At 63.8% G+C, this 20,636-nt stretch carries 18 protein-coding genes; 6 read left to right on the top strand and 12 right to left on the bottom strand.

What is annotated here, in order from left to right; genetic code table 11:
- The first annotated feature begins 116 nt into the window (after window positions 1-116).
- Window positions 117-1,172: a DUF4274 domain-containing protein gene (locus ACWAT4_RS06345; protein ID WP_449730066.1), complete on the top strand. Its 1,056-nt coding sequence runs from the start codon at window positions 117-119 to the stop codon at window positions 1,170-1,172.
- Window positions 1,173-1,675: 503 nt separating this feature from the next.
- Complete coding sequence (locus ACWAT4_RS06340) at window positions 1,676-1,918, top strand: PilZ domain-containing protein (protein ID WP_249154345.1); 243 nt, start codon at window positions 1,676-1,678, stop codon at window positions 1,916-1,918.
- Window positions 1,919-1,933: 15 nt separating this feature from the next.
- On the opposite strand, the gene ACWAT4_RS06335 is transcribed toward ACWAT4_RS06340, so the two are convergent.
- A complete protein-coding gene (locus tag ACWAT4_RS06335) occupies window positions 1,934-3,160 on the bottom strand; it encodes a glycosyltransferase family 87 protein (RefSeq protein WP_449730065.1) in 1,227 nt (408 codons plus the stop codon).
- A gap of 170 nt (window positions 3,161-3,330) precedes the next feature.
- A complete protein-coding gene (locus ACWAT4_RS06330) occupies window positions 3,331-3,495 on the bottom strand; it encodes a Flp family type IVb pilin (protein WP_128949876.1) in 165 nt (54 codons plus the stop codon).
- Window positions 3,496-3,870: 375 nt separating this feature from the next.
- On the opposite strand from ACWAT4_RS06330, the gene ACWAT4_RS06325 reads away from it, so the two are divergent.
- The 4 genes from ACWAT4_RS06325 (at window position 3,871) to ACWAT4_RS06310 (ending at window position 8,410) form a co-directional block, all read left to right on the top strand.
- Complete coding sequence (locus ACWAT4_RS06325) at window positions 3,871-5,370, top strand: hypothetical protein (protein WP_449730064.1); 1,500 nt, start codon at window positions 3,871-3,873, stop codon at window positions 5,368-5,370.
- Between the two features lie 11 nt (window positions 5,371-5,381).
- Entirely contained in the window at window positions 5,382-7,187 is a 1,806-nt protein-coding gene (locus ACWAT4_RS06320; RefSeq protein WP_449730063.1) for a hypothetical protein, read from the top strand.
- 165 nt (window positions 7,188-7,352) lie between these two features.
- The gene (locus ACWAT4_RS06315; RefSeq protein ID WP_212298232.1) at window positions 7,353-7,616 is read left to right on the top strand and encodes a hypothetical protein; all 264 of its coding nucleotides are present in this window, start codon (window positions 7,353-7,355) and stop codon (window positions 7,614-7,616) included.
- Window positions 7,617-8,074: 458 nt separating this feature from the next.
- Window positions 8,075-8,410, top strand: a complete 336-nt coding sequence (locus ACWAT4_RS06310; RefSeq protein WP_433995296.1) for a hypothetical protein — start codon at window positions 8,075-8,077, stop codon at window positions 8,408-8,410.
- A gap of 122 nt (window positions 8,411-8,532) precedes the next feature.
- Here ACWAT4_RS06310 and ACWAT4_RS06305 read toward each other — a convergent pair whose 3' ends face one another.
- The 10 genes from ACWAT4_RS06305 to tolR form a co-directional block, all read right to left on the bottom strand.
- Window positions 8,533-8,925, bottom strand: coding sequence for a DUF3052 family protein (locus ACWAT4_RS06305; RefSeq protein WP_449730062.1), 393 nt, complete (start codon window positions 8,923-8,925; stop codon window positions 8,533-8,535).
- A gap of 40 nt (window positions 8,926-8,965) precedes the next feature.
- Window positions 8,966-10,891, bottom strand: coding sequence for an ATP-dependent zinc metalloprotease FtsH (gene ftsH, locus ACWAT4_RS06300; RefSeq protein ID WP_212298235.1), 1,926 nt, complete (start codon window positions 10,889-10,891; stop codon window positions 8,966-8,968).
- A gap of 254 nt (window positions 10,892-11,145) precedes the next feature.
- Window positions 11,146-12,243 carry a tRNA lysidine(34) synthetase TilS gene (gene tilS / locus ACWAT4_RS06295; RefSeq protein WP_449730061.1) on the bottom strand — a complete coding sequence of 366 codons (1,098 nt, stop codon included), beginning with the start codon at window positions 12,241-12,243 and terminating at the stop codon, window positions 11,146-11,148.
- 74 nt (window positions 12,244-12,317) lie between these two features.
- On the bottom strand, window positions 12,318-13,358 hold the full coding sequence (ybgF, locus tag ACWAT4_RS06290; RefSeq protein WP_212425928.1) for a tol-pal system protein YbgF: 1,041 nt from the start codon (window positions 13,356-13,358) through the stop codon (window positions 12,318-12,320).
- A gap of 185 nt (window positions 13,359-13,543) precedes the next feature.
- On the bottom strand, window positions 13,544-14,032 hold the full coding sequence (gene pal, locus ACWAT4_RS06285; RefSeq protein ID WP_212298238.1) for a peptidoglycan-associated lipoprotein Pal: 489 nt from the start codon (window positions 14,030-14,032) through the stop codon (window positions 13,544-13,546).
- A gap of 262 nt (window positions 14,033-14,294) precedes the next feature.
- Entirely contained in the window at window positions 14,295-15,041 is a 747-nt protein-coding gene (locus tag ACWAT4_RS06280) for an N-acyl amino acid synthase FeeM domain-containing protein (RefSeq protein WP_212298239.1), read from the bottom strand.
- 177 nt (window positions 15,042-15,218) lie between these two features.
- Window positions 15,219-17,555 carry a putative bifunctional diguanylate cyclase/phosphodiesterase gene (locus tag ACWAT4_RS06275; protein ID WP_212298240.1) on the bottom strand — a complete coding sequence of 779 codons (2,337 nt, stop codon included), beginning with the start codon at window positions 17,553-17,555 and terminating at the stop codon, window positions 15,219-15,221.
- 245 nt (window positions 17,556-17,800) lie between these two features.
- On the bottom strand, window positions 17,801-19,147 hold the full coding sequence (gene tolB, locus ACWAT4_RS06270) for a Tol-Pal system beta propeller repeat protein TolB (protein ID WP_449731168.1): 1,347 nt from the start codon (window positions 19,145-19,147) through the stop codon (window positions 17,801-17,803).
- A 41-nt stretch (window positions 19,148-19,188) separates the two neighbouring features.
- Window positions 19,189-20,139 (bottom strand): protein TolA, encoded by a 951-nt coding sequence (locus tag ACWAT4_RS06265; protein WP_449730060.1) that lies wholly within the window; start codon window positions 20,137-20,139, stop codon window positions 19,189-19,191.
- 4 nt (window positions 20,140-20,143) lie between these two features.
- Window positions 20,144-20,596: a protein TolR gene (tolR, locus tag ACWAT4_RS06260; RefSeq protein WP_212298242.1), complete on the bottom strand. Its 453-nt coding sequence runs from the start codon at window positions 20,594-20,596 to the stop codon at window positions 20,144-20,146.
- Window positions 20,597-20,636: the final 40 nt, after the last annotated feature.

Below are 20,636 nucleotides of genomic sequence, written 5' to 3'. Positions count from 1 at the left end.
CCTTCTCGGAGTTCAGCTATTCGAGCGCCGCAACCAATGTTACGAATTGACGTAACGCTTCAACCATTATTTTGGCACAAGAATCGCCGGAATTTCCGTCCGTTTCGAGGCTCCCGATGTCCCTCGCTCAGCAATTGTCGCAACTCCGTCCCCTGATGGTCCCGGCCGAAATTGAAGCGCTTATTGGGCCGGAGGAAACGAAGCGGGCGCTGGATACGTTCGGCGGCTTTCAGAGAACCACTGGCGTGTCTGTAGATTTTTCGCATGCAGAAGGGGTCATCGATTCCATCTTCTATTCGGCCATGTCTAATTTCCCCCGGGACGTGGCGGTGTGCGGCGTACAGATCGGCATGACGGTCGACGCCCTGCGGAAGGCCCTGCCTGATCTGCGTTTGGCGGACGGCCAGACCGGCAAGCCCAACGAGCACGGGTTTATCAGGTATCAGTCCGAACCAGCCGCGTTGCATGCGAGAATCGACGTCTCCATAAAGAATGGGGAAGTGTATTCGTTCGGCCTGTATCGGGCCGACATCGCCGAGGTGCGGGAGCGGCGGCAACGGCAAGAGGCCGAACGACGTGCCGAAACGAATCGCAAGCGGGAGCTCGCCAACAAATGGAAATCCGTCGAAAACACGGATGAGATGCTGCTTAGCTGGGCCGAGCATCGTTCGCCTTGGAACGAGTACACGCCCCAGAGATTTGTCAGGTTCGCCCGTTGGCTCATGGCCACTTCCGATCCCGATGTCTGGCACATCGTGGCGACGAGCTGGAATTGGGATTACAGCCACGCGCCGCTGCTATGGATCATCCGGCAAGAGAAATGCGATATCGCGACTGCGCTTGAAATCTTCTTCCTGGCAGACCCGACCTATTATTTCCGATGGGCCAAGGATCGTTCGTCGGTCCCGCCCCGCAACCTCGAGATGTTCGATTTTCTGGCGGAACTTCGTCAACGACTTGCGCGGGGATTTTATCAGCGATCCGAAATCGCCTTCGATGGCGAGACGCATATGTTCTACGTCAATCGAGGGCAGGAGACGGCGGAAGACAGGGTCTTGGCCCAGAGTTTCTTTCCGCTCAAGGCCGGGCAAAAGATTCCAGGCCGCGACCTGAAGGACAGTGAGGACGACAAGTTCGGGGAATGCCGCGCCATGTTGGCGACCGTCAATTAGGCCCGGCTGGCCAGGTCGGCTTTTCATCCTCGGCAAGCCGCACGCAAACGGCTGGCCCAACCGACGATTAACCGAAGGGCAAGCGCGGTCGGTCGCTGGCTGAAGTTCGGAAAGGCGCACGGCGGTAACAGGATGCACGTCCGACGGGCCTCGTGTCCGCTTCGTGCACCGAGCCGGGAAGCTCAGGTAACATTTTCGCAGGATAGGCCGGGTAGGATGTGACTTTACTCGCCGACAGGCCAGCTTTTGGGATTGCCATGAGTACCCATTGCGACGCTGAATTAGCAACCATCGCCCGAGAAATTGCATCCACGCAACGCCACATTGAAAACCAAACTGCGTTGATTGACGTGCTTGAACGAGACGGACACGACGTGAGCGAGCAAAGAAGAAGCCTCGCGACCGAGCGATCGAAATTGGCAACGCAGATCGCACGACAATTTCGGCTGCTTGAGACAAGCTGCACATCGGACAGATGAGCTAATTTTGGGCGGCATGAAGTGATGGAACGTCGAAAGCTCGAGCGCATCGATGTCGACGAAGTCGCCTACATCTTCGGCGACGGCGCCAGCTTGCGTTGCCGCGTGGTCAACATGTCGGATCAGGGCGCAGCAATCGAGCTTCCGACGAAGCAATACGTGAACTCCACATTCAAACTCATGTTCGAGAAGGATCGCGTCGTCCGAGCTTGCCGATGGGTCTGGTCGAGTGACAATCTCATCGGGGTCGCGTTCGAGGATCTTTGACGGCTAAGGGTTGCGCTATTGCCTCGTCGCCGCGAGCTGCAGCGATGCAGCCTCGGCGGCCCGCCAGGCTGCGCAGCGGCCGAGGATCAGGCCGAAGACGATCAGAATCGCCGGGAAGCCCACCGGCATCCCGAGAAACAGGAACGTCGCAAGCAGCGCGAAGACGAGAGCCAGGGCCATCACCTCATGGCGCGCGAAACCGTCATCGAGGCCGGCACGGATGAGAAAGGCCACCGCGATTCCCAGAACCACCAGATCGTACATGAAGAGATAGGGCGTCGTGAGCAGCGTTGCCGCCGCGAGCATCGCCGCCTTCAGCGCGTAGGGCAGCCTGCTCCGCCACATCGCGACCAGCACGACCGCAACCGCTGCCGTCAACACCCACTGGAAGATCCATCCGAGCTGCTCGGTGCCGCCGACATAGCGCACCAGCGCGAAGATGCTCTGCATCTTGAACCAGGGCGCCCGTCCTTCGGTCAGGAAGGCCTGCGAGAACATCGGGATCCAGTGGAAGAAGGCCTGCCAGCTTTCGGTCCCGAATGCGAGCCAGGATGCGACTGCGATTCCCACGGTGACGATGGCGGCCGTGAAAAGTACCGTCCACTCGGCGGCGGCGATCAGCACCAACGGAAACAACAGTCCGTATTGCGGCTTGTAGCTCAGAAGGCCCAGGCAAATGCCAGCCAGCACCGGTCGCGTCGGCAGCAGATAGAGCATGCCGCCGATCAGAGACGCGGTGAGGAAGCCGTTCTGCCCGACCAGGATGTTGATGAAGGCGGCGGGAAATCCGATCGCAAGCACAAGCCCGGCGTTACGCCCGATGATCGCGCGCATCACGGCGAGATAGGGCACCATGCTGAACGCGGCCCAGCCGATGAAAGCCACTGCGTAGGGAAACTGGGCGAGGAAAGATGCGACGAACAGGAAGGGCGGCGGATAATGCCAGGCGAAATGGCCGACGAAATCCTGCTTGAGCAGCGCAAGCTCGACCTGCTTCTGGATATCCCAATCCCAGGCCTGCGCGGGATGCCCCTCGAGCGCCAGCTTTCCGGCCGCCCAGACATTGACGAAGTCCGTCGGGATGCCGCGCCCGTCCGCGCCAAAGATCCACGCATGGGCGAGATAGGCCGCCGGAAAATACGCCAGCGTGACGATCGCCAGCACGAAGGAGATGTTGAGAAGCGCCGCAGGGATTGCGCCGTGACGACCAACGGCAGGCGGGACAGACGAAGCTTCGGCCATGCGGCTTCCTTTGACGCAATACGGTAACGCAGATGCGTCTAAGCCATACACCCGGTGGCTTGAAGGAGGCTTAAGGCCCGATTGTCGAATGCGCCGCGCGGCTACTCTCGGGCAAAACAAAAGAGCCCCGTCGATGACGGGGCTCTTCGTAATTCCGGCGATCGTCTAGCTTACTTGAGGCTGGACGAGATCGAGCCGAACTTGGTGTTCAGCGTGGAGCCGAGGTTGTTGACGACGGTGATGATCGCCAGCGCGATGCCGGCGGCGATCAGGCCGTATTCGATGGCGGTGGCGCCGGATTCGTCCTTCACGAAACGCGAAACGAGGTTCTTCATAGACTGCTCCCAAAAGGTACACGAGGCTTCAATGGTCTGGTCTTCTCGGCTTCCCAGCGCCGCCTGACCATGGAACCGAACTTAAATGCAAAGAATTGCGCCGCAGTTAATTCGGCCGCGTAAACTTGGAACCGTTTGCGTGTATTCGCCGATGGTAAACCGAAATCTAAAACAATCAGTTAAATTGCGCGGAGACACAGCGGCGCTCTTTCCGTTCCCTCCCCCACAAGGGGGGAGGGAACGTACCTACGTCGCAGCACTGGTCGAGTCCCCCATCAGATGCCGCTTTGGTTCCGCTGATTTACTGGAAGTTATGACCGCCATGGTCCAATGCCGCCCGCTCGGCCAACAGGACCAAGAACAAGACGAGGCGGCATGTCGCTTTCCTTTACCAACAGCATTGCGGTGCAGGGCCGCGCGCGAGCGCTGGTGCCGCTGTGCGTCGGCGCGGGCGCCTATCTCTTCTTCCTCCATCTTGGCGGCACGCTGCTCCAGGACTCCGACTCGTTCTGGCAGATCAAGATCGGCCAGTGGATCCTCGATCATCACGCCCTGCCCTATACCGACTTCTATTCCTTCACGCGGCCAGGGGAGCCCTGGATCTCGACGTCCTGGCTGTCGCAAATTCTGTTCGCCGTCTCCTACGGGCAATGGGACTGGGCCGGACCGGTGGTCCTCACCGCGCTTGCGATCGCGGCATCGGCCGCGATCCTCGTCTATCTGCTCGAGGCGCATCTGGAAATTCCGCGCGCAGTGCTGTTCGCGATGCTGGCCGTGGTGCTGTCGCTGCACCACATCCTGGCGCGCCCGCATATCCTGGCGCTGCCGGTGATGATTACATGGGTCGGCATCCTGATGAATGCGGCCGACCGCAAGGTCACGCCGTCCTGGATCTGGCTGCCGCTGATGTCGCTGTGGGCGAACCTGCACGGCGGCTTCGTGCTCGGCCTCGCGCTGATCGGCCCGATGGCGCTGGAGGCGATCTGGACGCTGGAGTCCGGCAAGCAGGTCCGGCTGCTCGCGCGCTGGTTCGCGTTCGGCGTCGCCGCGATGCTCGCCGCCTGCGTCACGCCCTATGGCTGGCGCACGCTGCTGGGCGCGACCAACATCCTCAATCTCGGCGAACTGCTGTCGGTCATCTCCGAATGGACGCCGGCGAATTTCGCGTCGTTCTCCGCATTTGAAGCCGCGATCCTCGGCCTCATCGCGATCGGCCTGTTCAGCGGCCTCACGCTGTCGCTGCCGCGCATCCTGCTGATCCTGCTGCTCACCTGGATGGGGCTCACCCATGTCAGGAGCATCGAGGCCTTTGCCTTCCTGGTGCCCCTGGTGCTGGCCAAGCCGCTCGGTGAGAATTCGCCGCGGCCGCAACTCGCGCAAGCCGGCGAGAGCTGGCCGGCGCGCTACGTCACCATCACCGGCGCGCTGATGATCGCAGCCGCAGCCTGGACCTCGACCTCGATCTACATGGCGCATCATCGCTTCACCTTCACGATGGACCAGACGCCGGTCGCCGCCGTCGACCTGCTCCAGGAGCGCAAGGCGCAACGCATCTTCAACGGCTATCAATTCGGCGGCTATCTGATCTCACGCGACGTGCCGGTGTTCGTCGACGGCCGCGCCGAGCTCTATGGCGAGAAGTTCGTGATGGACTTCTTCAAGGCCACCGAAGGCAAGAAGCCCGAATTGCTGCCGCGCCTTTTGGACGAGTACAAGATCGACGCGACGCTGCTGGGAGCCGATACGCCGGGTCCGCAATTCCTCGATCACCTCAAGGGCTGGAAGCGGCTCTACGCCGACAACATCGCCGTGATCCATGTGCGCGATGACCGGCCGGGCACGGGCGATACGCCCATGCCAGCGTCATCCAACTGAGACGCCGGACAATGTCGCCGCTCGTCCCACCGACCGGGCAACGATCGACCGCGGAGCCGAAGCCTGCGATCGTGCTCGCGCTGGCCTGGGCGACGATCGTGCTGGCGCTCGGACTCCCCGCCATCAAGGCCGGCGTGTTCGACACGCTGTCGACCGACGACGCCCTGCGTCTGGTCGAAGTGCGCGATCTCTTGGCCGGCCAGGGCTGGTTCGACCTGACCCAATACCGGCTCGACCCGCCGGGAATTGCGATGCACTGGTCCCGCATCGTCGATGCGCCCCTGGCCATGCTGATCCTCCTGTTCCGCCCGCTGCTCGGCCAGCACCATGCCGAAGCGCTCACGCTGGTGCTGTGGCCGTCGCTGTTGATGGGGGCGGCGCTTTGGCTCGCAGCGTCGATCGCGAGTCAGGCAGGCGCCCCGGCAGACAGGCCGCGGACACAGCTTGCGGCGATTCTGGTCACGGCGCTGTCGATCCCTGCCCTGATCCACTTCCGCGCCGGCGCGATCGACCATCACAATCTACAGATCGTGCTGCTGCTCGGCTTCGTGCTCTGCATCTGCGACCTGGAACATCGTGCAGCCAAGGCGGCCTGGGCGGGATTCCTCGCGGCGCTGTCGCTGTCGATCGGATTGGAAATGCTGCCCGCCATCGCCATGGCGAGCGCGGCCGTCGTGGGACTCCTGGTGTGGAAAGGCAATGACGTGCTGCGTCCCGCCTGCGCCTTTGGTTCAGGCCTTGCCGGGTCGTCGCTGCTGCTGGCGCTGCTGCTGCTCCCGATGAACAGTCTCCACACGCCGGTCTGCGATGCCTTCGGAGGGCCCATCCTGCTCTTGTGCGCGGGCGGCGGCGTCGCGCTGCTCGCAATTGCCGGTGTCAGCCGGCTGCGCGCGGGCTTGTGGACTCGGCTTGTGGCGAGCGCCCTCGCCGGTGCGCTCCTGCTGGGCGCATTCTTCAAGTCATATCCGAGCTGCGTGGCATCACCCTACGCGCAGGTCGATCCCCTGCTCGTCAGCTTCTGGTTGGGCCGCGTCGTCGAGACCATGCCGGTGACGGAGCTGGCACAGATGCAACCACAAAAGCTGCTGGGCTATTATGCTTTTCCATTGCTGACGCTCGGCCTGTGTGTGGCCGCCATGATCGGCTGCGCGCCGCAAACGCGCTTTCGCTGGATCGTCTCGACCGTCACGCTCGCAACGCTGTTCGGCGAGAGCCTTTGGGAATTGCGCGGCGCCGCTGCCGCCAACATCGTTGCCGCCCCGCTCTGCGTCGCCGGAATTGTCAGGCTTCACACCAATGTCGTGGCCGGCTGGCGGCTGGTACGTGTGGCGCTGCTGGTGTCGCCGGCGACGCTTGGCGGCATCGGCCTTGCGGTCTGGCCGGCGCTCGCCGCCGGTACGGGCGGACCAAAGATCGCGATGCCCGATCCCGTCGCGTCCTGCCAGACCATCTCCAGCGCCGCGCCGCTCGCCGGCCTGCCGCCCGGGCGGGTGATGGCGCCGATCGATTCGGGGCCTGCGATCCTGGCCGCGACAGAACATTCCGTCTTCGCTGGTCCCTACCACCGCAACAATGACGGCAACCTCGTCCTGCTGCATACGATGACGGACACACCGGACGCCGCGCGCGAGCTGCTCCGTGCACGGCAGGTCGACTACATCCTGACGTGCAACGGCTCCTTCGATCAGGACGATCTCGTCCGCATCGCGCCGGAGGGCCTGGCCGCGCATCTCGGGCGCGGCGATGCTCCGGACTATCTGGCGCGAGTGCAGGCCGTGTCGAAACCCGGCTGGACGGTCTGGCGCGTGCGCAAGTAAGCGAGCGCGAATTCCATTTTCAACGGCCCGTCGTGCTCATCGCGGGAGGCGTCCGGCGCTGGCCCCTTGAAGAAGCGTCAGGATCGCTTTTGCATATTTTTCCCGAATTCTGGAACAGGGACAGGTTCTACCGGTTAGGTGCCTGCACAGAAGGAGGACAAATCCATGAAGGTCGCTATTGTCTTGCTGTCGACGGTCGCCCTCGCTGGCGCGGCTCTTGCGCAGAGCAGCACCTCGACGAAAACGCCCGGTCACGAGATGCAGCGCAAGGGTTCGAAGGCCGGTACCACCGGTGCATCCGGTTATTCGCCAGGGCACGAAATGCAGGCAAAAGGCGCCAAGGCTGGCTCGCCTGGCGCGTCGGGATATGCGCCCAGTCAAACGACCGGCTCGGCGTCCGGCACGGCAAGCAGCCACACCAAGAGATAGATTGAGTGCCGCCGATGCCCGCCGATCCTGCCGGCGGGCATTTTGCTGCGTCGTGCCGTCCCTGCTGCAAACAATGCCGAGAGAGGTCGACAATGCGCTTCCTTCCGATCATTCCCGCAATTTTTCTGCCCTTGTTCATGCTTGCCAGTCCCGCTTCGGCAAGGATCGGCCTGCCTGCTGTGGCGGATGACGAAGCGGTCATCCAGGTCCGGGGCGGGCACGGCCACGGCCACGGCCATGGATGGCACGGCAATCGCGGCCATCACTATGGATGGTATCGCGGCCGCGGCAACTGGAGGCATCGGTACTGAGGGCGCGCCGGCCAGCGAGCCTTTGCTCCGCGGCGCCGGCGAGAGACGACGTGTTGAGAGACGACTTGATAAGAGACGACTTGATAAGAGACGGCTTGCACACATTGATCCGCCTCCGGCATCATGAAGGCGGAGGCTCGCATTTCCGTGTCATTGAAAAATCCGGACGCAATCGCTGCCATCGTGTCAGCGCTTCGCCACGTCCACGGTGACGACATCGCACGAATGATGTTGGTCGAAGGCATGACCCTCGCCAACCTGATCGACGCGATGTTTTCCGCGCCCATGACGCACCGTGAGGCCGTCCGGGCGATCACCGACGGGCTGGACGATTTTGTCATTACGCCGGACCTGGGGGGCGTGTGGCACCTCAAATACATCTATGGAGACGCGCCCGGCTCTCTGCACGTCGTCGACTTGGAGATCGCCACGCCTGACGGTACGTTGGCGAGCAAGGACGTCTGGCTTCGCTTGTCGTCATGAGACGACGGGCCGGGTCATGGCGGCACGACGTCGTCACTTGGCCCGGACGCGGTGCGGAATGGTGGGGGCATGGCGCTTTCGCGCCTTTGCTCATGCGACGAGACCGGTGTTGCGGGCCGATGCTACTTCGCTTGCTTCGCGCGGTCCTTCACGGGGATCACGAGTTTCAGTCCCGACCAGATGTCGCTGACGGCGCAGATCTTGATATTGACGAGGCCGCTCGCGAGCGCGGCTTCGCGCACCAGGGCTTCCGTCACGTCGGTCACGACGCCTGAGGCTTTCTTCGGCCACGACGCCCAGATCATGCCATCCGGCGCGATGGCCTCGCGGTAGCGGCGCAGTTTTGCGGCGAGGCCTTTGGCCTCGGCTGCGAAGAGATGCACCATGTCGAGCGGCGGCCTGGAGGTCGTGGCGATGGTCACACCATCAGGCAATTCGTCGACGATGTCACGATAGGGCGTCGCAAGACCGTCCACGAAAATACAAAAGCCCGGCTTGATGCCGAGCTTTTGCACTAAAGGTTTGCCGGAGTAGCCGGCCATGTAACGCTAAGCGTTACGCCTGCGGCTGCGGCTCCAGGCCGGGATCCGCATCGGGCCGCGGGCGCGGCGACTTGCCGGCCGGAGGCACCGCGGAGGCGCGCGGCGTGGTCGGCTCGAGCACGGACTCGCGGTTCGGCTTCTTGCCCTTGAGCAGATCGACGATCTCGTCGCCGGAGAGCGTTTCGAACTCGAGCAGGCCCTTGGCCAAGGCTTCGAGATCGGCGTGCTTCTCGGTGAGGATGCGGGTCGCTTCCTTGTAGCCTTCCTCGACCAGGCGGCGAATCTCGGAGTCGATCTTCTGGACCGTCGCTTCCGACGCGTTCTGCGTCCGCGAGACCGACATGCCCAGGAACACCTCGTCCTGGTTCTCGCCGTAGGAGACCGTGCCGAGCTCCTCGGACAGACCCCAGCGCGTCACCATCATGCGGGCAAGGCGGGTGGCCTGCTCGATGTCGGAGGCGGCACCGGAGGTCACCTTCTCGCGGCCGAAGATCAGCTCTTCGGCGACGCGGCCGCCCATCATGATAGCGAGACGCGAGGTCATCTGCTCCAGAGACATCGACAGCTTGTCGCGCTCGGGGAGCTGCATGACCATGCCCAGCGCGCGGCCGCGCGGAATGATGGTCGCCTTGTGGATCGGGTCGGTCGCGGGCACGTTGAGGCCGACGATGGCGTGGCCGCCCTCGTGATAGGCCGTCAGCAGCTTCTCTTCCTCGGTCATGACGAGCGACTTGCGCTCGGCGCCCATCATCACCTTGTCCTTGGCTTCCTCGAACTCGGCCTGGGTCACCATGCGCTTGTTGCGGCGGGCGGCGGTGAGAGCGGCTTCGTTGACGAGGTTCATCAAGTCGGCGCCGGAGAAGCCCGGAGTGCCGCGCGCGATGGTCTTGAGGTTGATATCCGGGGCCAGCGGAACTTTACGGACATGCACCTTCAGGATCTGCTCGCGGCCGACGACATCCGGATTGGGCACCACGACCTGGCGGTCGAAGCGGCCGGGACGGAGCAGCGCGGGATCGAGCACGTCGGGACGGTTGGTCGCGGCGATCAGGATCACGCCCTCGTTCGCCTCGAAGCCGTCCATCTCGACCAGCAGCTGGTTGAGCGTCTGCTCGCGCTCGTCATTGCCGCCGCCGAGACCGGCGCCACGGTGACGACCGACGGCGTCGATTTCGTCGATGAAGATGATGCAGGGCGCGTTCTTCTTGGCCTGCTCGAACATGTCGCGGACGCGAGAGGCGCCGACACCGACGAACATTTCCACGAAGTCCGAACCGGAGATGGTGAAGAATGGCACGTTGGCTTCGCCCGCGACCGCGCGTGCGATCAGGGTCTTGCCGGTGCCGGGAGGGCCGACCAGCAGCACGCCGCGCGGAATGCGGCCGCCGAGGCGCTGGAATTTGCCGGGATCGCGCAGGAATTCGACGATCTCCTGCAGATCCTGCTTGGCTTCATCCACGCCGGCGACGTCCTCGAAGGTGACGCGGCCGTGGGCCTCCGTCAGCATCTTCGCGCGCGACTTGCCAAAACCCATCGCCTTGCCGGCGCCGCCCTGCATCTGCCGCGACAGGAAGATCCAGACGCCGATCAGCGCGATGAAGGGAAGCCAGGAGACCAGCAGCGAGACGAACCACGGCACGTTGTCGCCGGGCGGCTTCGCGGTGATCTGCACCTTGCTGTCATACAGGCGCTTCACCAGCGTCGGGTCGTTCGGCGCGTAGGTCTGGAAGCTCTGGCCATTGGTGAAGGTGCCATGGATGTCAGGTCCCTGGATCACGACGTCACGGACACGGCCCTGGTCAACGTCGCTCAGCAGCTGGGAGAAAGCGATGTCCTGCGAGGAGGCCCGCTGACCCGGATTCTGGAAGAGCGTGAACAACGCCAACAGCAGCAAAACAATGATGACCCAGAGGGCGAAATTGCGCAGATTGGCGTTCATCGATCTTCCTTCGTGGTCGCGCGGATCGCGGCCTCATCCTTGGGCTTTACGAGGAAATCCCCAAGGAATCCTCATCGTTAGACGCATACAATTTAGGTGCCGCCCCGCTCGCTGCCAAGGGAACGAGATGGGACTATTTAGCCCATCTTAGAGCGATTCCCGCTGAAATAATGGCACCAAAGCCGGGGTTTTTCCTGCCTGGTTAAGGCGTCCTGACGGCAGGCCGCAGAAACGGCCGGTGTCATGATCCGCCCTCATCCGCCCCCCTTGGGCCCAATCCTGGACCGCCGGGCCGGCGCAGGCGCGATGTGGATACGCCCCCCGGCAAGGCTGATCAAGGCTCCCGCCAGTGTCTGCTTCAGGATGGCGCGCCCATTTGCCGGTGCGCGGGCAGCCAAGGCCTGACCGAGCAGGCCCTGATCGAGCATGGCCTGATCGAGCGCGGCCAAGAGGGTCTCGACCTTGCCGAGTTCCGCCGGCCCTTCGTGCCCGAGCCCGTCGATGGCCCGCAGCAGGAGCCGCAGTCGGACTTCTTCCGGCAAGGTGGCGAAGGCTGTGGCTTCGAAGCTGCGAACGCCCGGCTGCGGCGCAACGCCGCGATCCCGCAAGCGGAGGAAGCGCTCGGCGCCGTCGGTCAGCACCTCGACCGCCGCATTGGCGCGGGCGAGCCGCATCGAAAGCCGCACCAGTGTGCGGGTATCGCCGCCCTCGGCTGCGAGCTGCGGCAGCAGCGCCCGCAGCCGCGGCCGCGTGAAGGACGCGTCGCGGTTGGTGGGATCGTCGGCAAAGCTGATCCTGGCCCGCTTCAGGGTCGCGATGAGCTGCGATTTCGGGACGTCGAGCAGCGGCCGCGCCAGCACGAGACCGTCGCGCCTCGTGTGGCGCGCCATCGCCGAAAGCCCGGCAATGCCGCTGCCGCGGAGCAGCCGCATCAGAAGCGTCTCGGCCTGGTCGTCGCGGGTATGGGCGGTCAGCACATGGCTCGCGCCGGCTGCGCGCGCGGCTTGCGCCAGCAAGCGGTAGCGCGCCTCGCGCGCCGCCGCGGGAAGTCCCGTCTTCGGCTTGGCGCCGCGCCAGCGCAGGGTCCGGTGCGTCAGGCCGAGCTCGGCGGCCAGCCGCTTGACCTCGCGCGCCTCGCGCGCCGCCTCAGCGCGCAGGCCGTGATCGACGGTGACGACGGTGAGCTCGGGGCCGCGCGCGAGGCTGCGGCGCCAGCGCGCCGCGAGCCACATCAGCGCGACCGAGTCGGGGCCACCGGAGACGGCGAGCACCAACGCCGGCGCAGCTTTCAGCTCGGCGAAGAGCTGCTTCGCCGCGTGCGCGGAGATCGGAGAATTGTCGTCGTCTGACATGACGCGGCCCAGCGGAATGGCGGGCATGACTTTAGCGCAGCACCATCCGCCTTGTCAGCGAGCAGCGTCGTGCGTCAGCACTTCACCCGCTTCTGCTCGCGGTCGACGGCGGCTTTGACGCCGGCCGAGGCGCGCGGATATTTGCGGCCGACCTCGCCGAAGGCGGCGCAGGCGGCCTCCTTCTCCTTCAGCGCGGCGAGCGACTGGCCGAGCCGCAGCAGCGCATCCGGCGCCTTGGCCGATTTGTCGTATTTGGTTGTGACGGCGAGAAAGGCCTCGGCGGAATCGCGATATTGCTGGCGCTGGAAATAGCTTTCGCCGAGCCAGTATTGCGCGTCGCCGAGCAGCGGGTCGCTCGGATATTTCGCGGCAAAATTCTTCATGGTCTGCTCGGCGAGCGCGTAGTCCTTGCGCTGCATGTAGCCGATGCCGAGGTCGAACTCGTCGCGCGGCGTCGCCGAGGGCGGCAGGGTGGCGAGCGCCGGACCACCGGCCTGCGGCGGAGAGCCCTGCTGGGCCGGCGGATAGCCGGGCTGGACTGGCGCCGCTGCCTGCGGATAGCGGCCGCCATTGTTGTTGAGGTCGAGCGGCTCGCCGGCGCCGCGTCCGCCGGGCGCGCCGCCGGCCTGCATCGGCTGCTGGCCGCCGCCGAGCGCGCGCGGTGCGCCGGGCGCATTCGGGCTCTGGCTCGGATCAAAGGCATCGCCGCGGCGGCGACTGCCGGGCGCACCGGGGCCCGGCTGCTCCTGGACGATCGGCGCGGGAGACGCGATCTGCGGCTGCTCGTAATTCGGCTGCACCGCCTGTTGCTGCGGCGGCTGCTGACGATAGGCCGGCGCGACTTGCGCGGGCGGGACGGCGGCGACATTGGGCTGGACCGGCGCCTGGCCGGGCGCGCCTTGCGCGCCGCCCTCGAGCGCCCGCAGCCGCTCTTCGAGCTGGCGGTTGCGATATTGCAGCTCTTCGTTCTGGCCGGTGAGCTGGCGCAGCTGGTTCTCCAGCCGCTCGATCCGCATCTCGGGATCATCGTCCTGCTGGGCGAAGACGGGCGAGCACAAGGGGAGCAGCGCGGCGATGGCCACGGTGCCGGTAAAGACCTTAAATCTGGATGACATCTTGCCCTGACGACGAAAGCGAAATGGCCTGCGACGGAACATGCGACGCGCCACACATTGAAGGGGAGTACGCCAAAACTGTGGCTGCTACCAAGGGGTTTTAGGTCACAGATCGCTGAAACGAAACCGGCGCCCGTGAGGGCGCCGGCATATTCGGTTGCCAAAGATGAACGGCGCCTGAAGCGTCAGGAGCTCGCGTTCAGCACGGTCACAGCACGACGGTTCTGCGACCAGCAGGAGATGTCGTTACACACGGCCACCGGGCGCTCCTTGCCGTAGGAGATCGTGCGCATGCGGTTCGGATCGATGCCGCGCGAGGCGAGGAACGAGCGCACCGACTGGGCGCGGCGGGCGCCGAGCGCGATGTTGTATTCGCGGGTGCCGCGCTCGTCGGCGTGACCTTCGATAGTGAAGGAGTAGCGCGGATAGGTCTGCAGCCACTGCGCCTGCTTCTCCAGCGTCACGATCGCCTGCGGGGTCAGATCGGTCTGGTCGCTCTCGAAGAACACGCGGTCGCCCACGTTCACCACAAAGTCCTGCTGGCTGCCCGGCGTCGCCGCGCTGGCATTGGCATCCATCCCCATGTTCTTGTTGGCGCAGGCGCCCATCGACAGGGCGATGGCAAGCACCGCGGCCAGCTTCAATCCCTGGAGGATACGCATAGGATATTTCATTCCGGAGCCTCCACGCTCACGTTCGTCCACTGCTGTCCGGTCTACAGGGGGTTGGTTAAGCGAACGTTCCGTCAACCTTGACGGAACCTTGCCTCAGCCGGTCAAATGCCCCCAACCCGCGAAAAGCACCCATCATGGTTAATGGGTTGTAAATGTGGCGCGAGGGTGAAGGCAAGCCGCGTTAAGCGGGAAACTGCCGATTCCGCCGGAATTCTGAGCCTTGATGGCCCCGCAACGCGGCGACGGGCGGAACTGCTGCCGATCAGGCCAGGGTGACGGCCGAAACACCGCGCGCGCTCGGAACGAGCGTCGGCCGGGAGACGGCCTGAGTCTGGGCGGCGCGATCGAACAGCATCCGTCGCTCGAACGCGCTCGAGCGCATGATTGGAAAGCGCCTCAAGACCCGTTCCTTGAGATTCGCGAAATCGGAGGCCATCAGGACCACCTTCCTGGAGTGCCAGCCTGGAAACGGGCGCGGCTCCGTCAGGGTCTCATGAAGGAAGATCCGGCGATAGAACGCCTGGTGATCCGTTCGCACCATGGCAAGTCCGAGATCTGCATTGAAATGATCGCAGGCCAGATAGGCCAACCTCAGTGTCAGATAGGGAAGCTCGTGAAACCGCTGGCTCTTTTCCGGGTCTGCAGCAAAGCGCGCGGGATCGACGAAAACCTCGCCACGATCGAGGCGAGAGTTGAGAACATCGCCGAACAACTCGGTGGTGTAGGACATCCGCAATTCTGATGTCAGGACGTGAAGGCGAAGAGAACTGCAGAGCTCTCCGTCGAGATAGACGCCGAATATCCAGGCGTTGGGGGCGTCGTCGTATGTATCGACGATCCGCTGAGACGCGGATGGGGAGATCAATCCGCCATGCAGATAGGCCCTGTAGCGCATCGCGTAGACAGCATCGCGATCCTCGGGGGTTTCGATGAGGCGGTAGTCGACGCGGTCGAACAACGCGGCTCCACGAATTTCGAGCGGCGCACGCGACTCGGCTCCTGACTTCATCTGATACTCCCGCCGCCCGGGCAACTTCCGCGAGCATCCGAAAGATTAATGACTCCTTAACCGAAATGCAAAGGGTTCGAATCGTTAGGGTTAAGAACGGCCCCCGTAATAACCCGGGGAAACGCAAGAGAAATCTGCAGGAAATAGCGAGAAAACATCGCGGGCGAGTGCGTGAAGCTAGGCAAACGACCGCGAGGAAATCGCGACGACCTGAGCGTCCGCGATGCGACGACCATGGGAAGCGTCGAGCAATTGACGAATTCGGATCGCCGGAACCGGTCGGCTGAACAGGTAGCCCTGCCCTTCCGAGACGGTGCCGTCCGCACTGATCAGTTCGAGTTGCTCGTTGGTCTCGATGCCCTCGACCACGACCGACATGCCGAGATCGGCGGACAGCCGCGCCACGCCGCGCAGCAGCGTCAGCGGCCGATCGGTATCGATGCCTTCGAGGAAGGAGCGATCGATCTTCACCTTCTGCATCGGGAAGTTATGCAGGTAGCTGAGGCTGGAATAGCCGGTGCCGAAATCATCCAGCGAGATGCGCACGCCGAGCGCGTGAAGCTGTGACAGGATGTCGTGCGTGAGCTGGGTGTTGCGCAACAACGAGGATTCGGTGATCTCGATCTCGAGACGATGCGCCGGCAGGCCCGACACTTCGAGCGCGTAGCGGATCTCGCTCAGCACGTCGCGCTGGTGGAACTGCTGCGGCGAGAAGTTGACGGCGACGCTGACGCCTTCGGGCCACTTCATGCACTCCATGCAGGCGCGGCGCAGGATCCAGCGGCCGAGATCGACGATCAGGCCCATGTCCTCGGCGACCGGGATGATGTCGATCGGCGATACGGTGCCGCGCACCGGATGATTCCAGCGCAGCAGCGCCTCGCAGGTGGTGATCTTGCCGGACTTCAGATTGACCAGCGGCTGGTAGAACAGCTCGAATTCCTCGTTGGCGAGCGCCTTGCGCAGGTCGAGCTCGAGGATACGGCGGGCCTCGACGGTCGCGGCCATCTCGTCGCGGAAGAAGCAGAAGGTGCCGCGGCCGTCGGCCTTGGCGCGGTAGAGCGCCATGTCGGCGTTCTTGAGCAGCGTGTCGGCGCTGATGCCCTCCGGCGAAGTCAGCGCGATGCCGACGCTGGCGCCGATCTCGACCAGGTGATTGTCGATCCGGTAGCGCTCGCTCAGGCGCTCGACGATACGGCGGGCAAGACTCGCGGCATCCTCTGCCGCGTTGATATTCTGCTGGAACACGACGAACTCGTCGCCGCCGAAGCGGGCGACGAAGTCCTCGGGCCGCAGCATCTCGCGCAGGCGGTTGGCCACCGCACAGAGGAGCTGGTCGCCGCAGGGATGGCCGAGCGTATCGTTGACCTGCTTGAACTGGTCGAGGTCGATGAACAGCAGCGCGCAGAGCCGGTCGGAATGACGCGAGGCCGCCAGCAGGGATTCGATCTCGTTGCGGAAATGGACGCGGTTGGGGAGCGCCGTCAGCTCATCATAGCGGGCAAGATGCGTGATCTTGGCCTCGGCGTTGCGCCGCTCGGTCACGTCCTCGAGCAGCAGCACCGCGCCGCCATCGGCCATCGGCTGGACTGTCCAGGACAATGACCGGTTTCTCGCCTCGTCAGGGTCGACGGTAACGATTTCCCTCGCCTGTGAGTTCTCGATCTCGGCGATGATCGTCTCGGCGCTCGCGGCCGAAATGGCGCCGGAGCTGGCGCAAGCCGTCAGGATATCGCGCGCGCTGGTGCCGCCCCGAATGAGATCGTCGGGAAGGTTCAGCATCTCGCCGAACCGATGGTTCATCACCGCGAGCTGCCTGTCGACGCGGAACATGCACAGGCCGTGCGGCATGTTGTTCAGGGCGGTGTCGAACTGGCCGGCGAGCGCAGCTTCGCGTTCACGAGCCACGACCGCCCGCATGAATATTTTGTGCAGATTGGCCGAGAGTTGCATGATCGCCAGCAAGAATGCGGCGCTCACGAACGACATTGCGATGTAGTAGGGCGTGCCATGCGATGCCAGCGCGATGACCGCCGGACCGAACATGAGCCCGGCCTGCAGACGGTATATCGACGGCCGTCCGTAAGCGCGTCCCGCACCTCCACCGACAATCCCGGTGGTGATGGACAGAGCGATCATATGGACGACAGCGTCGTCAGTGCTCACCAGTGCCAGGGAGCACCAGATTCCAATGGCCGCGGCCTGGATCAGCGCCCCGGCCAGGTAGCGCTTTTGCCAGAGCTCGGCTTCTCGGGCGGTCAGGGTCGCCTTGCGAGGCAGGAATCGCCGCAAGTCCAACAACCGGATAGCTCCGGCCAGGATGATCAGCGCCACCGTGGCCCAGGTGACACTTTGTCCGGTCCTCAGCGCGGTGATGGCAGCGCCGATGGCCACGAAGACGATACCCGCAAACAACGGACCGGGCGCCTCGAACAGGGAATCGTTCAGCGCCGCCGAAATTATCGGCGAGGCCTGCCGTTTGTCGGGCTCTCCGCTGTGGCTTGCGAACTGCATCTGTTTTTGTACGTGCGTCCTGTCTGACGCGTACTTTTACCCAGACCAGATGAAGCCTTTCTGAGGGAACATCGTTAAAGTCGAGTTGTTTCGCGGCAATAGCGAAGCTATTTCTGCTGAAATATCAAGCAACTAGGCAAGGCTTGCCGAGCACAAGGTGAAGGAAAGCTTGCCGCGCGCGCAGAACTCCGAAAAATCGGCGCTTGTTTTCGACAACATCGCGCGTTGCGAAACGCGCGATGGATCTATTGACCCGCGGTCGCGGAGAGCAGCGGCGACCATGCCGGATCGGACGCGAAGCCCGGCGTCGGCACTTTCAGTTCGTTACGGCCGGAGATGTCGACGGAGTAGAGCGACGGTCCGGCATTGCCGCCGGGATCGCGGAAGAACATCAGCACGCGCCCGTTCGGCGAGAAGGTCGGGCCTTCATTGTGGAAGCCGGAAGTGAGCAGCCGCTCGCCGGAGCCATCGGGCTTCATGACGCCGATCGAGAACTGTCCGCCGCCCTGCCGTGTGAAGGCAATGTAGTCGCCGCGCGGCGACCACACCGGCGTCGAATAGGTCGCGTTGTTGTCATCCTTGGAGAAGGAGATGCGCTGCGCCTGGCCGCCGCCTGCCGCCATCACATAGATCTGCGACCTGCCGCCGCGATCGGACTCGAAGCAGATGCGGGTGCCGTCCGGCGAATAGGACGGAGACGTGTCGATCGCCGGCGTGTCGGTGAGGCGCGTGGTCGAGCGCGAGCGCAGATCCATCACGAACAAATTGGAATTGCCGCCCTGCTGCAGGCTCATGATGACGCGCTGACCGTCCGGCGAGAAGCGCGGCGCAAAGGTCATGCCGGGGAAGTTGCCGACGATCTCGCGTTGGCCGGTCTCGATGTTGAACAGATAGACCTTCGGATCGCCCTGCCCGAACTCCATGTAGGTGATCTCTTGCGAGTTCGGCGAGAAGCGCGGCGTCAGCACGAGGTCGGAGCCGCGGGTCAGATAGCGCACATTGGCGCCGTCCTGATCCATCATCGCAAGCCGCTTGACGCGGCGCTCCTTCGGCCCTGACTCGTCGACGAACACGACGCGGCTGTCGAAATAGCCCTTTTCGCCGGTCAGCTTCTCATAGATCTGATCGGAGATGATGTGGGCGATGCGGCGCCAATATTCCGGCGACGTGAAATATTGCTGGCCCGCGAGCTGCTGGCCGGTGATCACGTCCCACAGGCGGAATTCGGCCTTGAGCCGGCCGTCCGGCTGCCGCGTCATGCGGCCGGTGACGAGGGCCTGCGCGTTGAGGGTCTTCCAGTTCTCGAATTGCGGCGCGACGTCGATGTTGCTGACGCGCTCGATGAAGGCGGCCTGGTCGATCGGCGCAAACAGGCCCGAGCGCTTCAGATTGTTGGTGATGACCTGCGTGACGCCGTTGCTGACATCGCCGTCCGCGGGCGAGCCCGGCACGAAATTGGTGATCGCAATCGGGATCGGCCGAAACTCGGTGGGATTGACTATGATCCGCTTTTGGTCCTGCGCCAAGGCCTGTCCGCCCCCGAGCATCGCGAGCGTCGAACCGGTCAGGGTCATGAAGTGGCGGCGGTTCATCGATCGAACGTCATTCATTGCAAAATTCTTTTGTCCGGATGTCACAACATGTCTTTCAGGCCGAAAGTCATCGGAATGAGCTTCCAGCTGTCGTATTGCTGCTTCGGCAGGAACGAATAGACTTGGCACTGCACGATGGCACGCTTGGCACTCTCCGCCACCGCCTGGGCGATCGACCGCGACGGTCCGCGCACCGCGACGATGACCGGCTCGGATGCGAGCGATCCGTCGATCCTCATGGGAATGTCGATGTCGGCTTCGTATTGGTTGGCGTCCTGCCCGTTATAGGTGGGCGTGAAGCAGCGCTTGACCGCGCCCTGGAATGCACCTTGCCAGGTCGCGACATTGTTGGCGGCTGTCCCTGATGTCGAGCCCAGCGACGCCGACGCGTTCAGCGCCGAGCCGGTGAGTTCGTGCCGGGTCGCAGCACGCTTGTCGAGGTCGCGGGCAATCTGTGCGGGATCGAAGGTGCGCTCCTTGGGCTTCGGCTGCTGCTGCGGCTGCACCGCCGCGACCTTCTGCTCCACGGGCTTCGGCGGCGGCTTCTTGGTGTCCAGCTTCTTCTGGAGCTCGGCGATCGGATCTTCCTTGGCCGGATCAGGCTTCTTTTCCTGCGGCTTCGGCTCTTCTTTCGGCTTGGCCTCCGCGACCGGCTTCGGCGGATCGGGTTTCTTCTCGACAGGCTTCGGCGGCGGCGTGTCGGGGGTCGAGTTGGTCTTGATCAGCTCTTTCTTCTCGGTGACCTTGCCGACGGCATCTTCCTCGGGCTTGGCCTCGGCGATCTTCTCGACCTTGGGCTTCGGCTCTTCCTTCTTGCCGGTCTTCTGGCCGTTGGTGATCTGCGCGAGCTGGTCGCTGGAGATGATGTCGATCGGCAGCGATTCTTCGGGCGCGATGAAAGCCTTGCTGCTAAAGGTGAGCAGCCCCCATCCGATCACGAGGACGTGGAGGGCAATCGACGCAACGAGTGTCTTGTCGACGTTCACCTTCACCGCTTCAAGTCCCCTGATCCGCTTCGGTGACGAGCGCCAGCTTCTTGAAGCCCGCCCCCGACAATTGGCCCATCACCTTGGCCACCGTGCCGTAATCCGCCTTCTTGTCGGCGCGCAGATAGATGCGCTCCTCGAGGCCGCCGCGCGCGTCCGTGATCGCCTTCAGCTTCGGGATCAGTTCGTTCAGCGCGACCTCGGCGTCATTGATGAAGACCTTGCCGTTGATGTCGATCGACATCTGAAGCGGCTTCTGGTCATTGTTTTCGAGGCTCTTGGCCTGGGTCTGGGGCAGGTCGAGCGGCACGCCGACCGTCAACATCGGCGCCGACACCATGAAGATGATGAGCAGCACCAGCATCACGTCGACCATCGGCGTAACGTTGATCTCGGCCACGACCGGCTTGCGCCGGCCACGGCGCCCGCCGCCTCCGGACGAACTCGCGACGTTCATGCCCATGGCTTGGTGCCCAATCCCGCCTTCACACTATACCTCCCGT

This window comes from Bradyrhizobium sp. T-1 (assembly GCF_053592855.1).
The sequence above is the reverse complement of the archived record's forward strand: the minus strand, read 5'-3'. Positions and strand labels throughout refer to the sequence as shown.

Excerpts from the sequence above, each read along its gene's own strand:
- ACWAT4_RS06345 (WP_449730066.1), top strand. The coding sequence starts at position 117 with ATGTCCCTCGCTCAGCAATTGTCGCAACTCCGTCCCCTGATGGTCCCG.
- ACWAT4_RS06340 (WP_249154345.1), top strand. The coding sequence starts at position 1,676 with ATGGAACGTCGAAAGCTCGAGCGCATCGATGTCGACGAAGTCGCCTAC.
- ACWAT4_RS06335 (WP_449730065.1), bottom strand. The coding sequence starts at position 3,160 with ATGGCCGAAGCTTCGTCTGTCCCGCCTGCCGTTGGTCGTCACGGCGCA.
- ACWAT4_RS06330 (WP_128949876.1), bottom strand. The coding sequence starts at position 3,495 with ATGAAGAACCTCGTTTCGCGTTTCGTGAAGGACGAATCCGGCGCCACC.
- ACWAT4_RS06325 (WP_449730064.1), top strand. The coding sequence starts at position 3,871 with ATGTCGCTTTCCTTTACCAACAGCATTGCGGTGCAGGGCCGCGCGCGA.
- ACWAT4_RS06320 (WP_449730063.1), top strand. The coding sequence starts at position 5,382 with ATGTCGCCGCTCGTCCCACCGACCGGGCAACGATCGACCGCGGAGCCG.
- ACWAT4_RS06315 (WP_212298232.1), top strand. The coding sequence starts at position 7,353 with ATGAAGGTCGCTATTGTCTTGCTGTCGACGGTCGCCCTCGCTGGCGCG.
- ftsH (WP_212298235.1), bottom strand. The coding sequence starts at position 10,891 with ATGAACGCCAATCTGCGCAATTTCGCCCTCTGGGTCATCATTGTTTTG.
- tilS (WP_449730061.1), bottom strand. The coding sequence starts at position 12,243 with ATGTCAGACGACGACAATTCTCCGATCTCCGCGCACGCGGCGAAGCAG.
- ybgF (WP_212425928.1), bottom strand. The coding sequence starts at position 13,358 with ATGTCATCCAGATTTAAGGTCTTTACCGGCACCGTGGCCATCGCCGCG.
- pal (WP_212298238.1), bottom strand. The coding sequence starts at position 14,032 with ATGAAATATCCTATGCGTATCCTCCAGGGATTGAAGCTGGCCGCGGTG.
- ACWAT4_RS06280 (WP_212298239.1), bottom strand. The coding sequence starts at position 15,041 with ATGAAGTCAGGAGCCGAGTCGCGTGCGCCGCTCGAAATTCGTGGAGCC.
- ACWAT4_RS06275 (WP_212298240.1), bottom strand. The coding sequence starts at position 17,555 with ATGCAGTTCGCAAGCCACAGCGGAGAGCCCGACAAACGGCAGGCCTCG.
- tolB (WP_449731168.1), bottom strand. The coding sequence starts at position 19,147 with ATGAACCGCCGCCACTTCATGACCCTGACCGGTTCGACGCTCGCGATG.
- tolR (WP_212298242.1), bottom strand. The coding sequence starts at position 20,596 with ATGGGCATGAACGTCGCGAGTTCGTCCGGAGGCGGCGGGCGCCGTGGC.